The 14,339-nt window shown below is 43.8% G+C and carries 13 protein-coding genes; 4 read left to right on the top strand and 9 right to left on the bottom strand.

From position 1 onward, the window contains the following. Positions 1–78: 78 nt before the first annotated feature. Genes C2U41_RS28485 through mobH form a run of 4 tightly spaced genes read right to left on the bottom strand, consistent with a single transcriptional unit; the run spans position 79 to position 5,774 of the window. Positions 79–729, bottom strand: coding sequence for a DUF4400 domain-containing protein (locus C2U41_RS28485; protein WP_007372221.1), 651 nt, complete (start codon positions 727–729; stop codon positions 79–81). Further along, a complete protein-coding gene (locus tag C2U41_RS28490) occupies positions 714–1,100 on the bottom strand; it encodes a hypothetical protein (protein WP_009654243.1) in 387 nt (128 codons plus the stop codon). The genes C2U41_RS28485 and C2U41_RS28490 overlap by 16 nt, the downstream gene beginning before the upstream one ends. A gap of 2 nt (positions 1,101–1,102) precedes the next feature. Continuing rightward, complete coding sequence (traD, locus tag C2U41_RS28495) at positions 1,103–3,079, bottom strand: conjugative transfer system coupling protein TraD (RefSeq protein WP_048242093.1); 1,977 nt, start codon at positions 3,077–3,079, stop codon at positions 1,103–1,105. After that, complete coding sequence (gene mobH, locus C2U41_RS28500; RefSeq protein WP_007372219.1) at positions 3,072–5,774, bottom strand: MobH family relaxase; 2,703 nt, start codon at positions 5,772–5,774, stop codon at positions 3,072–3,074. Before mobH ends, traD begins: the two co-directional genes overlap by 8 nt. A 149-nt stretch (positions 5,775–5,923) precedes the next feature. Here mobH and C2U41_RS28505 point away from each other — a divergent pair, with 149 nt between their 5' ends. Continuing rightward, positions 5,924–6,493, top strand: a complete 570-nt coding sequence (locus C2U41_RS28505; RefSeq protein ID WP_016241589.1) for a hypothetical protein — start codon at positions 5,924–5,926, stop codon at positions 6,491–6,493. Positions 6,494–6,515: 22 nt separating this feature from the next. Beyond that, on the top strand, positions 6,516–7,415 hold the full coding sequence (locus tag C2U41_RS28510; RefSeq protein ID WP_016241590.1) for a DsbA family protein: 900 nt from the start codon (positions 6,516–6,518) through the stop codon (positions 7,413–7,415). Positions 7,416–7,454: 39 nt separating this feature from the next. Here C2U41_RS28510 and C2U41_RS28515 read toward each other — a convergent pair whose 3' ends face one another. Continuing rightward, complete coding sequence (locus C2U41_RS28515) at positions 7,455–8,930, bottom strand: UvrD-helicase domain-containing protein (protein WP_007372217.1); 1,476 nt, start codon at positions 8,928–8,930, stop codon at positions 7,455–7,457. Positions 8,931–9,105: 175 nt separating this feature from the next. On the opposite strand from C2U41_RS28515, the gene C2U41_RS28520 reads away from it, so the two are divergent. Further along, positions 9,106–9,393 (top strand): DUF1294 domain-containing protein, encoded by a 288-nt coding sequence (locus C2U41_RS28520; protein ID WP_007372216.1) that lies wholly within the window; start codon positions 9,106–9,108, stop codon positions 9,391–9,393. Positions 9,394–9,441: 48 nt separating this feature from the next. On the opposite strand, the gene traA is transcribed toward C2U41_RS28520, so the two are convergent. Next, the gene (gene traA, locus C2U41_RS28525; protein WP_007372215.1) at positions 9,442–9,777 is read right to left on the bottom strand and encodes a TraA family conjugative transfer protein; all 336 of its coding nucleotides are present in this window, start codon (positions 9,775–9,777) and stop codon (positions 9,442–9,444) included. Between the two features lie 261 nt (positions 9,778–10,038). Between traA and C2U41_RS28530 the strand changes: the two genes are divergently transcribed. Next, the gene (locus tag C2U41_RS28530; RefSeq protein ID WP_016241591.1) at positions 10,039–10,611 is read left to right on the top strand and encodes a phospholipase D family nuclease; all 573 of its coding nucleotides are present in this window, start codon (positions 10,039–10,041) and stop codon (positions 10,609–10,611) included. A gap of 35 nt (positions 10,612–10,646) precedes the next feature. Here the strand turns inward: C2U41_RS28530 and C2U41_RS29885 are convergent, their stop codons facing one another. From C2U41_RS29885 to C2U41_RS28545, 3 genes are all read right to left on the bottom strand, one after another. Continuing rightward, entirely contained in the window at positions 10,647–11,339 is a 693-nt protein-coding gene (locus C2U41_RS29885) for a hypothetical protein (RefSeq protein ID WP_016241592.1), read from the bottom strand. Between the two features lie 58 nt (positions 11,340–11,397). Further along, positions 11,398–12,726, bottom strand: a complete 1,329-nt coding sequence (locus C2U41_RS28540) for a hypothetical protein (RefSeq protein ID WP_007372213.1) — start codon at positions 12,724–12,726, stop codon at positions 11,398–11,400. A gap of 232 nt (positions 12,727–12,958) precedes the next feature. Continuing rightward, a complete protein-coding gene (locus C2U41_RS28545) occupies positions 12,959–14,038 on the bottom strand; it encodes a restriction endonuclease (RefSeq protein WP_007372212.1) in 1,080 nt (359 codons plus the stop codon). Positions 14,039–14,339 lie beyond the last annotated feature (301 nt).

Genomic DNA, 14,339 nt, shown 5'->3' on the forward strand with positions numbered 1-14,339 from the left:
CCTCGCACAGCTAATTTAACAAACATGAAATATTGAGGAAAAAGAAAAGCACCGCAAATTGAGGTGCTTTTCTTAAGGTTAAATACGTTTTGGTAGGTTTGAAATAAGTAGAGATGAACCAATAGGAATCATTACTATCATTATGAGTGCCCCGATCATTGGAGGCACAGGTAACGGTATAAAAAGCGACAGGAGAACGCTATATACACCCCAGCCAATCAATACCATGCTACGACGGTTAAGAAACGGACTGGCATATCCAAAGTTATATCTTTTTGCCATCCACCGCATTACCCCTGCAAACAGAGACGGGATGATGACCACGGCCATGTACGGTAACCAATACATATCAAGTGTTAAACGATACATAATCATGTAGAGCCAATAATTCAGGTTCTCGGCAATGTTCTGGAAAAGCCCAACAAAGTATTTCAGTGGCCCGCCGTGGTTGGCCATGTCGCTGGGAGGAAGCTGGTAAAAATCCTTTAACGCCTTATCAATCCCCGTATTTACAAATGCTTCAGTATAATTGTCGCGAGCCTTTTGCAATACCATGACGAAATCTTTTTCGCCTATCATTTTATGACCCCATGCGATTTCTTTCAGAGCATTAGACTTAAAATACTCAACCGGAAAGAAGACAGAGATAAAAAGGAGAATCGTCGAACTCCAGATGATCAGTGTCTTTATCGTCTTAGGCCACTTTTCCTCATTCAACTTATCAGACATTCGATATCCCCAATCTTCGCCTTCCTCCCAGCCTGGATAATCAGTTCGTTGGTTAGCTTTCTCGGGAGATTTATCCGTGAAGTAATTTCACAGAAATTCAACGTGTGTTGAAGTTCCCGGCAAACGAACAAGCCAAGCTCAATGATATAGATCGCAAGCCGCTCCCAGTCATTCAGCTCCTGCTCGTTGTCCTGATGATAAGCTTTGATAGCGGAGCTCACTGCTGCACCAACGCGTTCATCAGGAGTAAGGGTTTTCAGTAGAGCTAACATTTGCCCAGTGATGCCATCAACACATGGCCAGATCATGGTCAAACCGTCATATGAGGCTTGATCATCTTTACGCTTTAATAGAGTTTTGGTTTTAATCATATTTACCCCTCGGCGCTGATACGTGATTTTTCACCACGAACCTTTTGTTGACGTTCGTAGATTGAAAGGTACTTTTTAGCGATAGTTCGGACATCGCTTAACTCGGACTCATTCCTCGGCATTAATATGACGGGGACTTTACCTTTTACTATTTTATTAGCCTGATTTATGGCCATGCATTCGAGGTTGGGTAACCAACCTAGCAGTTGAGATTGAAATAACTCGCCTTCTTCCTCCATCAATCGTTCCCCGACACTGCCGGTGATTTGTTCAGGATCTGCACCTGCGCTGGAGCCATGACCACGCATAATATATTTGAACTTTGTCGGTGGTACTCGTTTCATGACTGCTTCCTGGGCATCAGGATCTGGTGTGCGTAGCGCCGTAAAGTGGTTCGTATTGGTTATAACCTGCTTCATTTTGGCTTCTGAACCGAGACGGGCTTCGAAGTCGGAAGTCGATTGCGACGAAATAAATAAGCGGAACCCAGCACCACGGGTTTTATTCAACATTTTAATAACTTGGTCATTAATAACTTCAGCTGCTTCATCGATTAACACCATTACAGAAGCCAAGTCCTGACCACCAGGTTTTAAAAAATTGTACACAGTCGAGCTAACAGATGTTATATCAGACAGGAAAATAGAACCGACCGCAGATCCAGTCTCAGCATCTGCAAGGGAATTTAACCCCAAATACAACATTCCCCCGGTAGTGATGATATCCTGAATATTCGAAATTGGACGAGTATCATTCAGTTCATCTTCATCAGCACTGTCAGGGGATAACAACTCTGACATAAACCCTTGAGTTAGTTGACTAAGAATTGGCATCACGTTCAGAATCATTTTCTGGAAGTGTTCGCGCTGATGACCGAACATATCAATACCGGCTTCAATTGAAGTATCGCCTTTCCCTTTATTACCTTTAATGTCATTTCGGTAAATGTCTGCACATATTTCTGCTATTTCTTTTGGGCCTTTAATTTTAGACGAGTAACGGTCAATTTTCGCCTGTAAAATAATGTCGAAATCGGACTCTCCTAAAGTCTTGTGGCCGAATTTAGTGATGGCCATAATCAATAGAGATGCTAATGAAGAGATGTCAGCACTCAGTTGTGATTTAATATTGCGTAAAGTCGGTTTGATTTCACAGATTTTCATCAGCTCAACAACCGTAGTTAATGACATAATACCAAATGAAACAAACGGATTGCTCGTACTATCAGCACGTTGAATAACCGATGTAATTCTGTTAGCTACCTCGCCAGCCTGAGTGTAGTTAGTAATTGGAGATATTCGAGCTGATTTTTCAGGATGCGCCAATGAAACGTAATTATATTTCGTTGAGCGATCCACCAATTCCAGACAGAACTTCATCCATTCAGCCAGTTCTTCATCATTTTTGGGGTCAATGAGGATTAGTGGTTGTTTTTTTAGTGCGGCTTGAAGAATAAGTAGTTTAAAATATGTTGTTTTGCCTGAGCCGGTTGTGCCAGTTATAAGCGTATGCAACGATAAAAGTTCTTCAGAAATTCCGATCCATTCGTTTTTTTTACCTAGCGCATGAATCCAGCCGAGGCCCATAAAATTTTTGGATGGTTTGGCTACAAATTTCTTTATGTCACGCTTTATCAACTCAGATGCCAGTTGACCCTCATTCTGGCCCCACTCAAAGCCTCTGCAAATAAGATAGCTGTCAGGCTCACGAATCATCTGTTCGATAAATGATTTCATGTCCATTACGAGTGGTTTTGGTTTTCGCTTCAGGCGGCGTTTGTGCGTATAAATATCCCATGCTGCCGGGAGACTACGAATACCATAAGCAGCCTGGACTGCAACTGAGAGGTAACAGGGTAGAGATGGCATGTTAAACAGTGTATTAACCCCGATAGTTGCGGCTATACCTGCTGTCCAACCAAGAGTCTCAAGGCCTTCAAAATTTGTGCGCCAACGTAAGTTATATTTCCACTCACTCATCTTTATCCACCATTTGATTATGCATTCGTTCACTATTAGGAAGAATGTAGTCAACACCGGTCTTTGAATAGAAATCAAAGTGCATCAGCATAATCTTCTGCAATTGAGTAATATCAATGCCGAGTTCATCCGCAATACGTCGCTTTAAGGCAACGCTTACGGCAATGACAGGCTCTCCAGAATAGGTTCGCTTCAGCATACCTTTTGAAATCATTTCATTGCATAAATCTGTAATGTTGTAATCTTTATCAGAAACATCAGTTAAAGCAGAGTAAAGCAGATCGTTAAACTTCCCATCCATCAGCAAGTCGATATCATTATTAAGTTCTTTTCTGAGATATAAGCACTTCTGAGTACGATGGAAATAATACTGGGCTGGGGCTTCCATAAACCTTTGCCATAACCAGTTGGAGTCCTGAAGCAGAGCATAATTACGCTCATCAAAATCTTTATCAATAGCAATGATTAAGTGGCCTGATTCAATGAAAAGATCGTCTGAGTGGTCGGTAACATATTTAACGAGAAATTCTTTGGCCGCTTCAAGACCAGATACGTATAGCTGACTAAATTTATCGTAAAATTTTACGTTAGCCGGTATGTTGGCCGAAGTATCCGCATGAGCCGAGTAACCAAAATCGTTATCAGCTTTCACGTCATCCTGCCACATGGAATCATAATCTTCGTAAATTGAATAATCATCAATTACCTCACCAGACTGAATGCCGGTATCGACAGCATCCTGGTGCAGCTGAATTTCCTTTAATGCCTGACGGGTAGGTGAGGGCTGGGTCTGATCCAATGCATCGCTTGAAGTTGGTTCGTTGCTATTATACGAGTTGATGATTGAATGAAACTCAAGGGTTTCGTTCAGAGTTTTATGGTTTGGTTCTTTTATAAGTGAACTGGGTACAGAGAACTCAATCTCTGTTTGTGCCGATGCCAGGGTTTCTTTGAGGGAAAGACGGCGCTTGGGTTCATTATTCTCCGACACTGGCTTTGGTTGATTATCTTTGAGCCCTTTTGATTCCCCGCTGCCCGCCAGCTCAGTTGTTGGTGAATTAGTGTCATCCAGACAATCTTTTTGATTTTTGGTACTGGTATTTCTTTCCTTTACACGATTGTAGTCCTCATCAGAAAGCAGATTGAGCTTATGCAGCAGTTCGTGGGCGTTTTCCGGCGTAACCTGTCGGTTTCCAAAAATACTCTCCAGTGGAGATTCCTGTTCATCAGCAATGATTGTTCCGCCCTGTAAAACTGAGCGGTCGACCTCATTCGGTATTCCGGTTGACGGAACCGGCTTCTGACCAATGTAGGGTTCGCTTTCGACGAGTTTTGGCTGGTTTGGCCTCCCGGTCAGGTATTCCACCCATTTACCTTCAATACGGATGCGGCTGCTGCATGGTAGAGGGTCAACAGTATCGACAAATAGTACTTCTGGAGATATCAGAAGGATGCAGCTCAACGCAACTTTAGGGTCTTTGCTTTCTCTTGAACTTTTATCATTCAAGATATGAGGGGCAATACGCCAGTATGCAGTGTCATCGTCCTGGTGAACGTTTGGTCGACAGAGATGATAACTTAGCATCAGGTCAGCCAGACTATTCTGGGTTTGTGGAATAACAGCGCCGGAGTTCCTAACGGTCTCAATAATATCCTTGACCGCAACACCCCAGACGATGAATACGCCATAGGTAGTCACCCATACAGGGCTTCCTGGCTTGTTGGGAATCCAATCTCCTTTTTTCAATCTATGGCGCATGGCATCAACTACACGCTGAACCGCAGGTACACCTGACTGGCTTGCACGAATCGCATCACCGGCGTATTGCCGCATATCATAGTTAACGGATGCTGAGTCGGCGGCCTTAATGGTAGTGAGGATCTTGTTTTTGACGTCCTGACCACTGATTTTTTCTGCATTGAGCTGCGCACTGGCATTCAGTGCCCGGGTCAATTCATTGAAAATATCATTCCCGCCGTTAAGAAGGTAAACATGCATTTCTTTTGGCATGATCATCAACAACATATTGCTCGTGCTGGAGGTATGCTGGCGGTGACGGCCTGGTTTCCATACAAGATAGTATCTTTTTACATTGTTCTCTTTTGCCCAGACATGGATTGGTTCATGGCCTGGAGGCCAGTGAATTTTCCCGTCTTCGTTCCATACTTCAAAATCGGTAAATGGTTTCCCGAGGTCATGAAGTAGCCCACCAGCTGCGACTGCAAGTCGCCATGCTAATGCACGATTTGATTTATGTACGGGAACCGCCATTGAATCAAACTCGATGTTTTTAGAACGCCGGATACACTGGAAACACACTTCCAATGAATGACGCAACAATCCGGTTGCAGCACGGTGATGATGGTTTTCGGATGCCGGGAAGAGGTGAACAAAGTTAGCGAAATTTATCAGCATAGGAAGAATAAGCTGATTAAACTCAGAGTCCCTAATATCCAGTTCTCGTTTAATCGCCATCACAAGTGGTTTCTGGTAATGACGTAATACGTACTCACCCGGTACTTGAGCCGGGAATCCGATTTCGCTTGCCGGATAGCGCATATTATCTCGTGATGAAATGAGTTTCCCGATTTCTTCATCTACTGACATATCGATTTCGTCACCGAATAGATCAGTGGTAGCCTTTTTGTTATCAGGCAAAAAAGTATTCAGAATATTTTTAATGTGTCTCAGCATTAAAAGATTTCTCCGGTTAAGTACCTTGTAAGTTAACCGATTGAGAAAAAAATCGTGCTGGAAAATGACGACGTTTTGTCTTCATAAAACATAACGTCAAGGGTGAGAAATTAAGATAATGACGTTGCTATCCAATTGGAGACTAAGCAATGAAATTGGCGAATAAAATTGTTTTGCCCCTGCTGGTGGTTATTACCGGCGTAATCACCAGCGGTTGCAGTGGGACAGGTAAGCCACAACGTACTTACCTCGACGAAACGCGCAATCTCCCCGCCAGGGCCGAGTACCCCTACCAGTATCAGTACTCCGAATCCTGGCGTGGTACAGAACGCGGTGGCGCGGCTATACGTTACCCTGGGTATGAGCATACGCTCGTGAGTCCGTATGCCATCAATGATCCATCCGGGAAGCGATATGTGGCACATGACAATTACACCCAGGTCTTGCTCACTTCAGTGGCAAACACAAAGTATGCCAATGGGCCGCGTGGCACGTTCACACAGACCCCAGCATTTTGCGGGGAAAATACCTTTCTCCTTCCTAATAACACACAGAACGCCAGTAGGGCTGAATACCTCCGTATCAAAGATAAATACTGCTCAACACCTGGCTATCGGTTAAGTGCCCACGAATTAAATGTGCTTTCCAGTGGTGAACCGGAAGAGCTGCGGAAATATCGAATTCAGATGCAGATCGATAACCAACAACCTAAGTCCTAATCCATCAAAATGCGAGGGTACAATGGATAAGCAAAGAAATGAAAAGTGCAGTTCTGGAAATAAAACAATTTTTGCCTGGGCCGGGGGAATCGTTGTTGTAATCGGAATGGTTTGGTTGATGGTAATTAGTTTTATCTCGTACAAAACCCAGGTGATGACCAATCAACTGCTGGATAAAATTAGTACATCGCTGGCCAAGAACCCCGCAGTTCAACAGGGAGTGAACGGAAATATTCAGGACGAAGTAAAGGGTGCTCTTAAGTCTATCGCCGACCAAAAGCTCGCGGAAGAACGAAAGGCACTCTATAAAGGCTGGGACAAAGCAAATAAAAATACTGATGGCCGTTATATCTATGGCGAGCCTGGCGCTCGGTTTTCGTTGATCAACTATGAAGATCTGGAGTGTCCATTCTGCAAACGCTTCAAAGAAACGCCGAAGTATATCGTTGATACCGCGACAGCCGGGGCTGTTAACTGGGAATGGCGTCATTACCCTATGTCATTCCATGAGCCGGTCGCATCGAAGGGCGCAGCTGTTGCTGAGTGTATTGCGGAGCAGAAAGGGCCGAGTGCTTTCTGGGCCGTTACTGATTATTGGTTTAACCATACTGAAACAAACGGTAAAGGTTTTAAGGATGCGGACAGCATCCCAGCACTGTTTGAGGTAGACCAGGCGAAATTTGATACCTGTATGGGCAGTACTGAAGTGATTAAGCGCATTAAGCAGGATATGGAGGCCGGTTCAGCTGCCGGTGTTGATGGTACACCAACCACGATTGTGCGTGATAATGTCACCGGTAAAGAAGTCTCTGTTGTAGGCGCACAGCCCTTCTCAAAATTCGTTGAAGTGATCCAGTCTATGGTTGTCGATTCTCAGAGAGACACATCAGGCGAAGCCTCACCAGCTCAACAAGATAAATAGAAATAAAAAAGAGCCCTGAATTAACCAGGGCTTTTTTTGTCAGATTATCACTACTGAAACATTTCGCTCAATACGACTTCGGTATTCTTCTAATAGCTCCATTAACGAAGTATTGATGTTTACAGATTTCTTGGTTCTGGTAATAGTTACGTACAGCAGATTAAGTTCGTCAATAATTACTTCCCGTGGCTTCTTCATCACAACGGCTTCTATAATGGATGGGAAGTCGTCATTGATGATGACATGGTCAAATTCCTTTCCCTTCGAGGTATGGGCTGTGGTAACAATTAAATCAGCTTCCTTTTCTGTTCTGGCTTCATTCATCCTCATGGTCTCAACCATCCCGGGGATATCAGCATAGACTTCCATTAACTTAATCGCCCGCACCATGTCCACGTCCTTGGTGGTTTCTGCGATCTCTAAAAAATTTGCCCAGTTCCCGTATTCCGTAGTGATACGGTTATTTTTAATAGCAGCAATGTTACCTGTTTTTAGCGCATGTAAATCAAGGAGCTCGTCGAGACGGTATTTTGAAATACCTCCATTCCACATCACCCGTTTGCCCCACATAATCGACTCGTAGGCAGATTGTATGACTCCCATGTAGGTGCGGCTGATGATGGCGTAAAAGTTTTGATCCTGTATCGCCGATGGCTCAACGATAGCATCAAGACTACCCAGGCCTACCAAGGGGAACGTTTCACCCTTCATTGACAGCACAACGTTGGCCAGTGCTGCAACAAGAGGCCCAAACCGGAATGACTTAGTCAGGCGCATAACCTGAGCCCCGTGGTCTTCAACAATCTCAAGGGCGTTTTCCGCACCGCGCCAGCGGTTTATCACTTGGTGCTGGTCGCCGACAAAAACTTTGCAGCAGTTGTTTCTAAGAACGATATCGATCGTTACCGGATTTGCGTCCTGCGATTCGTCGAAGAGAATGACATTGTAGAACTGGTCTAGGGCTGGGTTCGATAACTGGAACAACTTGAGGATGGTATTCGGTGAGCAATAGGCATCGTTGAGTGGGTCAGATTGCATTTGCCATGTACGTTTTGCTGCACGTAGCGCTTGATCCAACCTGCTTTGAGATATTTTATCGGTTTTACTTAAGTCTTTAAGTACGTGTTCAGTAGTAATTTCGTGTTCATCTGAATTCATGAAATGGGTAAGCCCATTTATTGCAAGCTTAACCACTCTCCAGTCATCTTCACCCATCATTGCGCGGTATTCGCTCACGGATATAAACTGTCTGTATTTATGAGCAAAGTGTTTGTACCGGGTCACGGCCAAACCATGAGATGTTTTACACTCGACGTTTTTTGGGAATTTCTTTTTTGCATCATCTTTAATAGCTTTATTAAAAACGATATAGAGAATTTTGAGTGAGGGGTTTGCATCCGCGAATTCTTTTAGTGTAAAGGTCTTACCAGACCCCGCGTATGCCTGTACTGAAACAATACTGCCAGGTGTAGGTTTGAAACCTATGATCACGTTCTGTTCATCAGTTACCGGCATCAGAATTACCTTTATGTTAGATATCGTTTCATAGTACCTTTTGACACGGCGCGAATGATTTAAAAATGGGGGCAAATTGTACCCATTTTTAAGAATACAAATTTATCTGTTCATGAGTAATACAATAAGATAGTACCATCAAACTATTACTGCGGCCCTCAACAGGAGGTAATCTATGTTTTATTTATCGTCCTTTGTCTGGATGTCAATCTGGAGTCTGATTTCGATTTACATCTATTACAAAGATAAAAAGGCCGCGACTGCTGGCGAGTACCGTGTGGATGAACTGACGCTGGATGCGCTCATTGTGCTGGGCGGGTGGCCAGGTTGTTTCATTGCTCAACGAATGTTTAAACACAAAACACGCAGTGCTTACCAACGTCGGTTCCGGGTTATCGTTGCGGTCTGGATAGTTCTTTACATCGGATTATGGAATTTTCTATGGGCGGGAAATAAAATATGAAGATGTAAAAAAACCGGCCAGAGCCGGTTTTTTTTACATCCATGATGGTTACATGAATGCCGGTAAAGTGGTTTGCACTGCGTGGGATGCGGCCATCATGCCATTGATAATGTCCGGTGAGTAGTACAGGGAGATCGCACCACCAACAGCAACCGCCAGTGACATCAGACTCTGACGTACAACAGCAGCTGCGAGACCAACCAGAACGATAAGACCGATCAGCACCTTACCCAGAGAACCCTGCATGTAATCAGAGATTTTGAGCCATACATCGTCAAAACCTGCCTGGGTTGAACCAGAAGCGTGAGCGGTAACAATGGCAAGAATCAGAATGCCGGTGATCACCAGCGGGGTTTTAAACTTCTCAAATTTGATAGCGTTCATTTAAACATCCTTAATAACGAGTTTTAATAATTTCGATCTTTGGATGTTCTCCAGCTATTTAACGAGTTTGAGCCGGGAACTTTATTAATATAAAATTTGTTTTGTTTGATTTCATTGTTAAAGCAGGGCGTTATACAATAGCAATGTGTGATATAAGGTGACATTTATCCGTGTCTATTAACATATATGAAAATCTGGATGAAAACTTCTTTTTGAGTATGAAAGCCAACTTTACTAGTGTCACATTTAAACGAGGTGGATATGTTGAAATCAGAGGTGTTGGTCAGTACGTTGACATCGTTGGGATTATTATTTTTTTCTACTTTTGCACAGGCTGATAATCCAACAGAAGTAATGCTACCGGCTGGTGGCGTTAGAGTCGTTGTCGGATTTTCACCTGAAGGGTCTGCACAGAAAGCAATACTGGATCTGATCAATTCAGCTCAGCAGGAAATCCGTATGGCGGCATACTCTTTTACGTCACCCGTAATTGCGAAAGCATTAATTAATGCTCACCGAAGGGGAGTAGATGTCAGGATCGTAGTTGACAAAGGGCAAAATAATAACCGATATGCAGTCTCGACTATGAATACAGTAGTTAACGCGGGCATTCCGTTACGGACGAATGATCAATTTCTTCTGCACCATGATAAGTATTTGTGTGTTGATAGGATATCTGTTGAAACCGGTAGTTATAATTACTCAAGTTCGGCTTTCAATAAAAATAGTGAAAATAGCCTTGTACTTTATAACGCACCAGATGTTACAGCGCTGTATCTGGCCCACTGGGAATCTCGTTGGACTGGTGGTGTGGATTACATACCTAATTATTGAATTTTAATCAGGGTTCGGGATGAACCCTGATTTTATCATTTAAGAAACGCTTCAAGTTCGTCCATATCCAGGTCGTTATAAAATGAACGCCAACCTTTACGGGCTAAATTCGGATGCAGCATTTTGATGTTGCTTAATGGCATAATGCTGCTTAGTCCCATTTTAATAAAGTATTCATATACCAGGCGGCTGTACCGGTCAAAATCGGTAAGCGGTCTCGACAGAAGGTATGCTGCCTCTGACATAGTCAATCCCTGTATATGCAACCTGTAACCCAGCAGACGGCTGCATGTATCGCGCATAACACCGCGTGTTAGCGGGAATAACTCATCACTTACAAGATGTTCAGGTAAGTGAGTTCTCGGGCACTGAACAGGATTTATACCCCTGATATAGCACTCATCATTCTCAAGGATACAAAACTGGGGTTCCGGGCCGGAAAAAGAGTTACCAAGAAAGCCGCAGGGATCGATCACGCCACCACCCTTAAGTGCTATCCATCCGTACTGAGTTTCAGTGACTTGGTATAACCCACGATCTCCTGGATTGATGCGTTCTTTGACCTTTTTTCGACGTGTTCCTATAGTAGCAGTTCCGGCAATTACTCCCTGATCTACCAGTGCTCGGCATACGATGTAGGATCTCGCCTCTGACCATTCAATCCAGGGTAAACCAATGTGGTAACTGGTCGAAACCAGCCTTAAGCCGTCGATGCATGAATCTGTCATGTAACTTCTCCCGAAAAAAAAGCGCACCAAAGATGCGCTCGTATTTTCAATTCAACAGTCAGGCTTTGGATTTTTTGGCCAACTTGTCCGTTTGCTTAGAAAGTTCCTTTTTTGTGAATTTGAGGGAATCGGTTCGTTTATCAGGATCGCCAACAGCCTGAAGAATCAACGAGTAGGAGTTTTCGCCATTGAGTACAAAGAGGTCGGTTGCCTGCGACCATGCCCCCTTGTTTTCAGAACGCTGTACCCGCAGGATATTTCCTGGGAGGAGTGAGACTGACCAACCTTTTTCATCAGAAAGGTATACGTTGACCTTACCTTTCGATGGTAACAAGAATACTTTTGATGAAAAGGTTGAATAAACGAATACCGTATTTTGTCCCTGCGAATTGTATTCAACAGTTTTAAAGTGCCCACTATAGTCCAGGTCAGCGCCAGTAAGCGCATTCTTCTCCTGAACAACAAACTGTTGGGCTGTATAGCCTTCTGATGCTGCTTTATAGTCTGACGTAGCAGTAGTTTTAGTGGGTTCCGTATAACCGAACTCAGCTGGGTCAATTTGATGGCCAGAGGTATCTTTAGTGATGTTTTCAACACCTGCAATATCACGTGTGGTAGGTGATGGCGGTGTTTGAACCGGGTTGGTCTGCGCCGCAGCGTGTTGATTTGGTTCTGCTGTAACTGGAGCTGAAGCCGGGGCTTCACTAGTGGCCCCAGATAGTGCTTTTTTAGCGATTTCCTGTGCAGGAGTTATCTCAACCGTTCCAGGTTGCTCTGCGTTTTGTGAAACCTCGCTACCGTCAGTAAACCCAGGTTCAGCCTTAATTGAGTCAACCAATGACTGCGTAGCAGGATCTGACTTAGATACAACTGGTGAATTTGCATCCGGGTTAGCTGGTGGCGTGGTTGTGGCCATTTTTAGCATCTGATCGCCAAGATTATCAGACGATGCAGGGGAAACACCGGCGCTATCTTGCTTTGTGACAGTAGGTTCACTTTTATCATCATCAGGGGGCGCTGATGCGGGTTCCTGTTCATTATTTGTGATAGGAAGTGTCAGTGTTGGCTGAGGCCCAGCCTCATCGGTATCAAGGTCATCGTCATCCACATCGATACCATGTTGTTTTGCAATATCCGGGTTAACGCTGATCCCACTCTTTGCAACTTCGACGATAGATAGGTTCGGTTCTTTGTCTGGTTTACCATTCATTAAAATAAATGCGCCTAATGTGCTTACCGCAAAGATACCGGCAACCAGGATACTCAAGGTTTTTTTAGAAAATCGCGCCTTAACACTGGGGGTTTCATCTCCAGCATTCTGCGCTGCGCGTTCGCGTAATTTCTCCTGGCCGTATTCAGCACTTGTGCCACGTTTTTCACTCGTCATTGAAAACCTCGTTGATCACTATTCGTTCTGGCCGAAGCCCCAACTCACGGTGTATATGAAAGTGAGCATGATATGGAAAGCCCCATAATCGCGTGAGATGGTTGCCCCGGAATTGATTAGGAAAATATGCTCTCGCGATAATAAACGGATTATATCTTGAGGGAGGTAGCTCTCGAAATTTTGCGGCCTGAAAACGACCGCAAAATGAGATGGTTTTCTTGAAAATAGATTTCTAGAGGTTACGGGTTCCTTTACAAATTGGGTAAGCCGAGCAACCATAGAAATAATTTCCATTCGACATTCTTCTAACCATTTTGCTATGGCAACGGGGACAGCTAGGTATGACATTAAGATCGTATATTTGATTCTCACCTGGACCAACATTTATTATCTCAGTGGCAGGCGGGGGGATTTCTTTATCCTTGATTATTTTCAGAAGTCTGGAACCATCGATAAGCGATAATGTTCCTTTAACATTTGCGCTAAGAGCGAATTCCCATGCATCCTGAGTAAAGAACCCAGAGGTGATGATATAACCCCGCTCATATGCATTGGCTTGCACTACACCGTAAATTTCGCGGACTACCGAGACTCCTACTTTGCTGGTTTTCCATAATTTGCACTGTACCATTTCGCGGCGACCATCTTTTTGCAGCAGAATGTCGACTCCGCCGTCAGCTCCTGTATTAGTCAGAGTTGCTTTGTAGCCATTGAGTTCGAAATGCAGTCTTATAATCTTTTCGAATTGCTCCCATGTCATATTCGAGAGAATTTTCTGGGAATCATTTCCATCCTGAATGGAGGAGTAAATTCGACGTACTTCAGCAAGTTGTACATTTTTTAGCAATGTTGCGACAAACATCATCATCGAAAGGGTTAGAGATGCGCCTCGAAGGATTTCAGGGAGTATGTTACTCACGCCTACAGCAAAACGATTCATTACGAGTGCTAGGTCATCAGTACTGCTTGCAATAAACTGATAATACAAATCGCCTGGAACGTACACATAATTAGTAAGAGAAAGAATATATAGCAAGCAGGAAATCGGGAAGCCGATATACCACCGGAAAAAATAGGTTTGCTGGCTAGCACCACTGTTTCTCCATGACTGGATATTAAAAATAACGCCGAAGACTTCCTTTCCTGTACGGGTCATCGACATCTGGAGAGACAATTGTGTAATAAAGAGGCCCGCAATGACCAACGGGCCATCATGTAGAAAGAATAAAGCTAATGACGCTAGCAGGAAAAAGCACCACTGGAATTTGGCGCATCGGGACATTCCTTTTGCTGCCAATTTTCTAAAAACCATATGGTCACCATTCATTCAGAATTAATTCTAAGAAAGGTGCGCCTCAGTATCCCATTACAGTTATCAATGAATACATCGTAAAACATGACTGATAAACAAATCAGGGCAAATGTATAAACGATGATTTCTTCAACATATGGAAAATCAGGGTAAATCGCACCTAAATAAATTGCTGACAGTACAAGATACCCACCCCACAATTGGAACAACCGTGGTCTTACTAACAACCATGTGAGTAACGCCAGTACCACTAAGTTTGCAATGCCTATGGCGTTGATCGTCTTTATGGAAGTGAGCGGCA

This window comes from Citrobacter freundii complex sp. CFNIH4, from assembly GCF_002934505.1.
Taxonomy (GTDB): Bacteria; Pseudomonadota; Gammaproteobacteria; order Enterobacterales; family Enterobacteriaceae; genus Citrobacter; species Citrobacter freundii.

What these genes read in the sequence shown, in the direction of transcription:
- C2U41_RS28485 (WP_007372221.1), bottom strand. Translation starts at nt 729, where the DNA reads ATGTCTGATAAGTTGAATGAGGAAAAGTGGCCTAAGACGATAAAGACA.
- C2U41_RS28490 (WP_009654243.1), bottom strand. Translation starts at nt 1,100, where the DNA reads ATGATTAAAACCAAAACTCTATTAAAGCGTAAAGATGATCAAGCCTCA.
- traD (WP_048242093.1), bottom strand. Translation starts at nt 3,079, where the DNA reads ATGAGTGAGTGGAAATATAACTTACGTTGGCGCACAAATTTTGAAGGC.
- mobH (WP_007372219.1), bottom strand. Translation starts at nt 5,774, where the DNA reads ATGCTGAGACACATTAAAAATATTCTGAATACTTTTTTGCCTGATAAC.
- C2U41_RS28505 (WP_016241589.1), top strand. Translation starts at nt 5,924, where the DNA reads ATGAAATTGGCGAATAAAATTGTTTTGCCCCTGCTGGTGGTTATTACC.
- C2U41_RS28510 (WP_016241590.1), top strand. Translation starts at nt 6,516, where the DNA reads ATGGATAAGCAAAGAAATGAAAAGTGCAGTTCTGGAAATAAAACAATT.
- C2U41_RS28515 (WP_007372217.1), bottom strand. Translation starts at nt 8,930, where the DNA reads ATGCCGGTAACTGATGAACAGAACGTGATCATAGGTTTCAAACCTACA.
- C2U41_RS28520 (WP_007372216.1), top strand. Translation starts at nt 9,106, where the DNA reads ATGTTTTATTTATCGTCCTTTGTCTGGATGTCAATCTGGAGTCTGATT.
- traA (WP_007372215.1), bottom strand. Translation starts at nt 9,777, where the DNA reads ATGAACGCTATCAAATTTGAGAAGTTTAAAACCCCGCTGGTGATCACC.
- C2U41_RS28530 (WP_016241591.1), top strand. Translation starts at nt 10,039, where the DNA reads ATGTTGAAATCAGAGGTGTTGGTCAGTACGTTGACATCGTTGGGATTA.
- C2U41_RS29885 (WP_016241592.1), bottom strand. Translation starts at nt 11,339, where the DNA reads ATGACAGATTCATGCATCGACGGCTTAAGGCTGGTTTCGACCAGTTAC.
- C2U41_RS28540 (WP_007372213.1), bottom strand. Translation starts at nt 12,726, where the DNA reads ATGACGAGTGAAAAACGTGGCACAAGTGCTGAATACGGCCAGGAGAAA.
- C2U41_RS28545 (WP_007372212.1), bottom strand. Translation starts at nt 14,038, where the DNA reads ATGGTTTTTAGAAAATTGGCAGCAAAAGGAATGTCCCGATGCGCCAAA.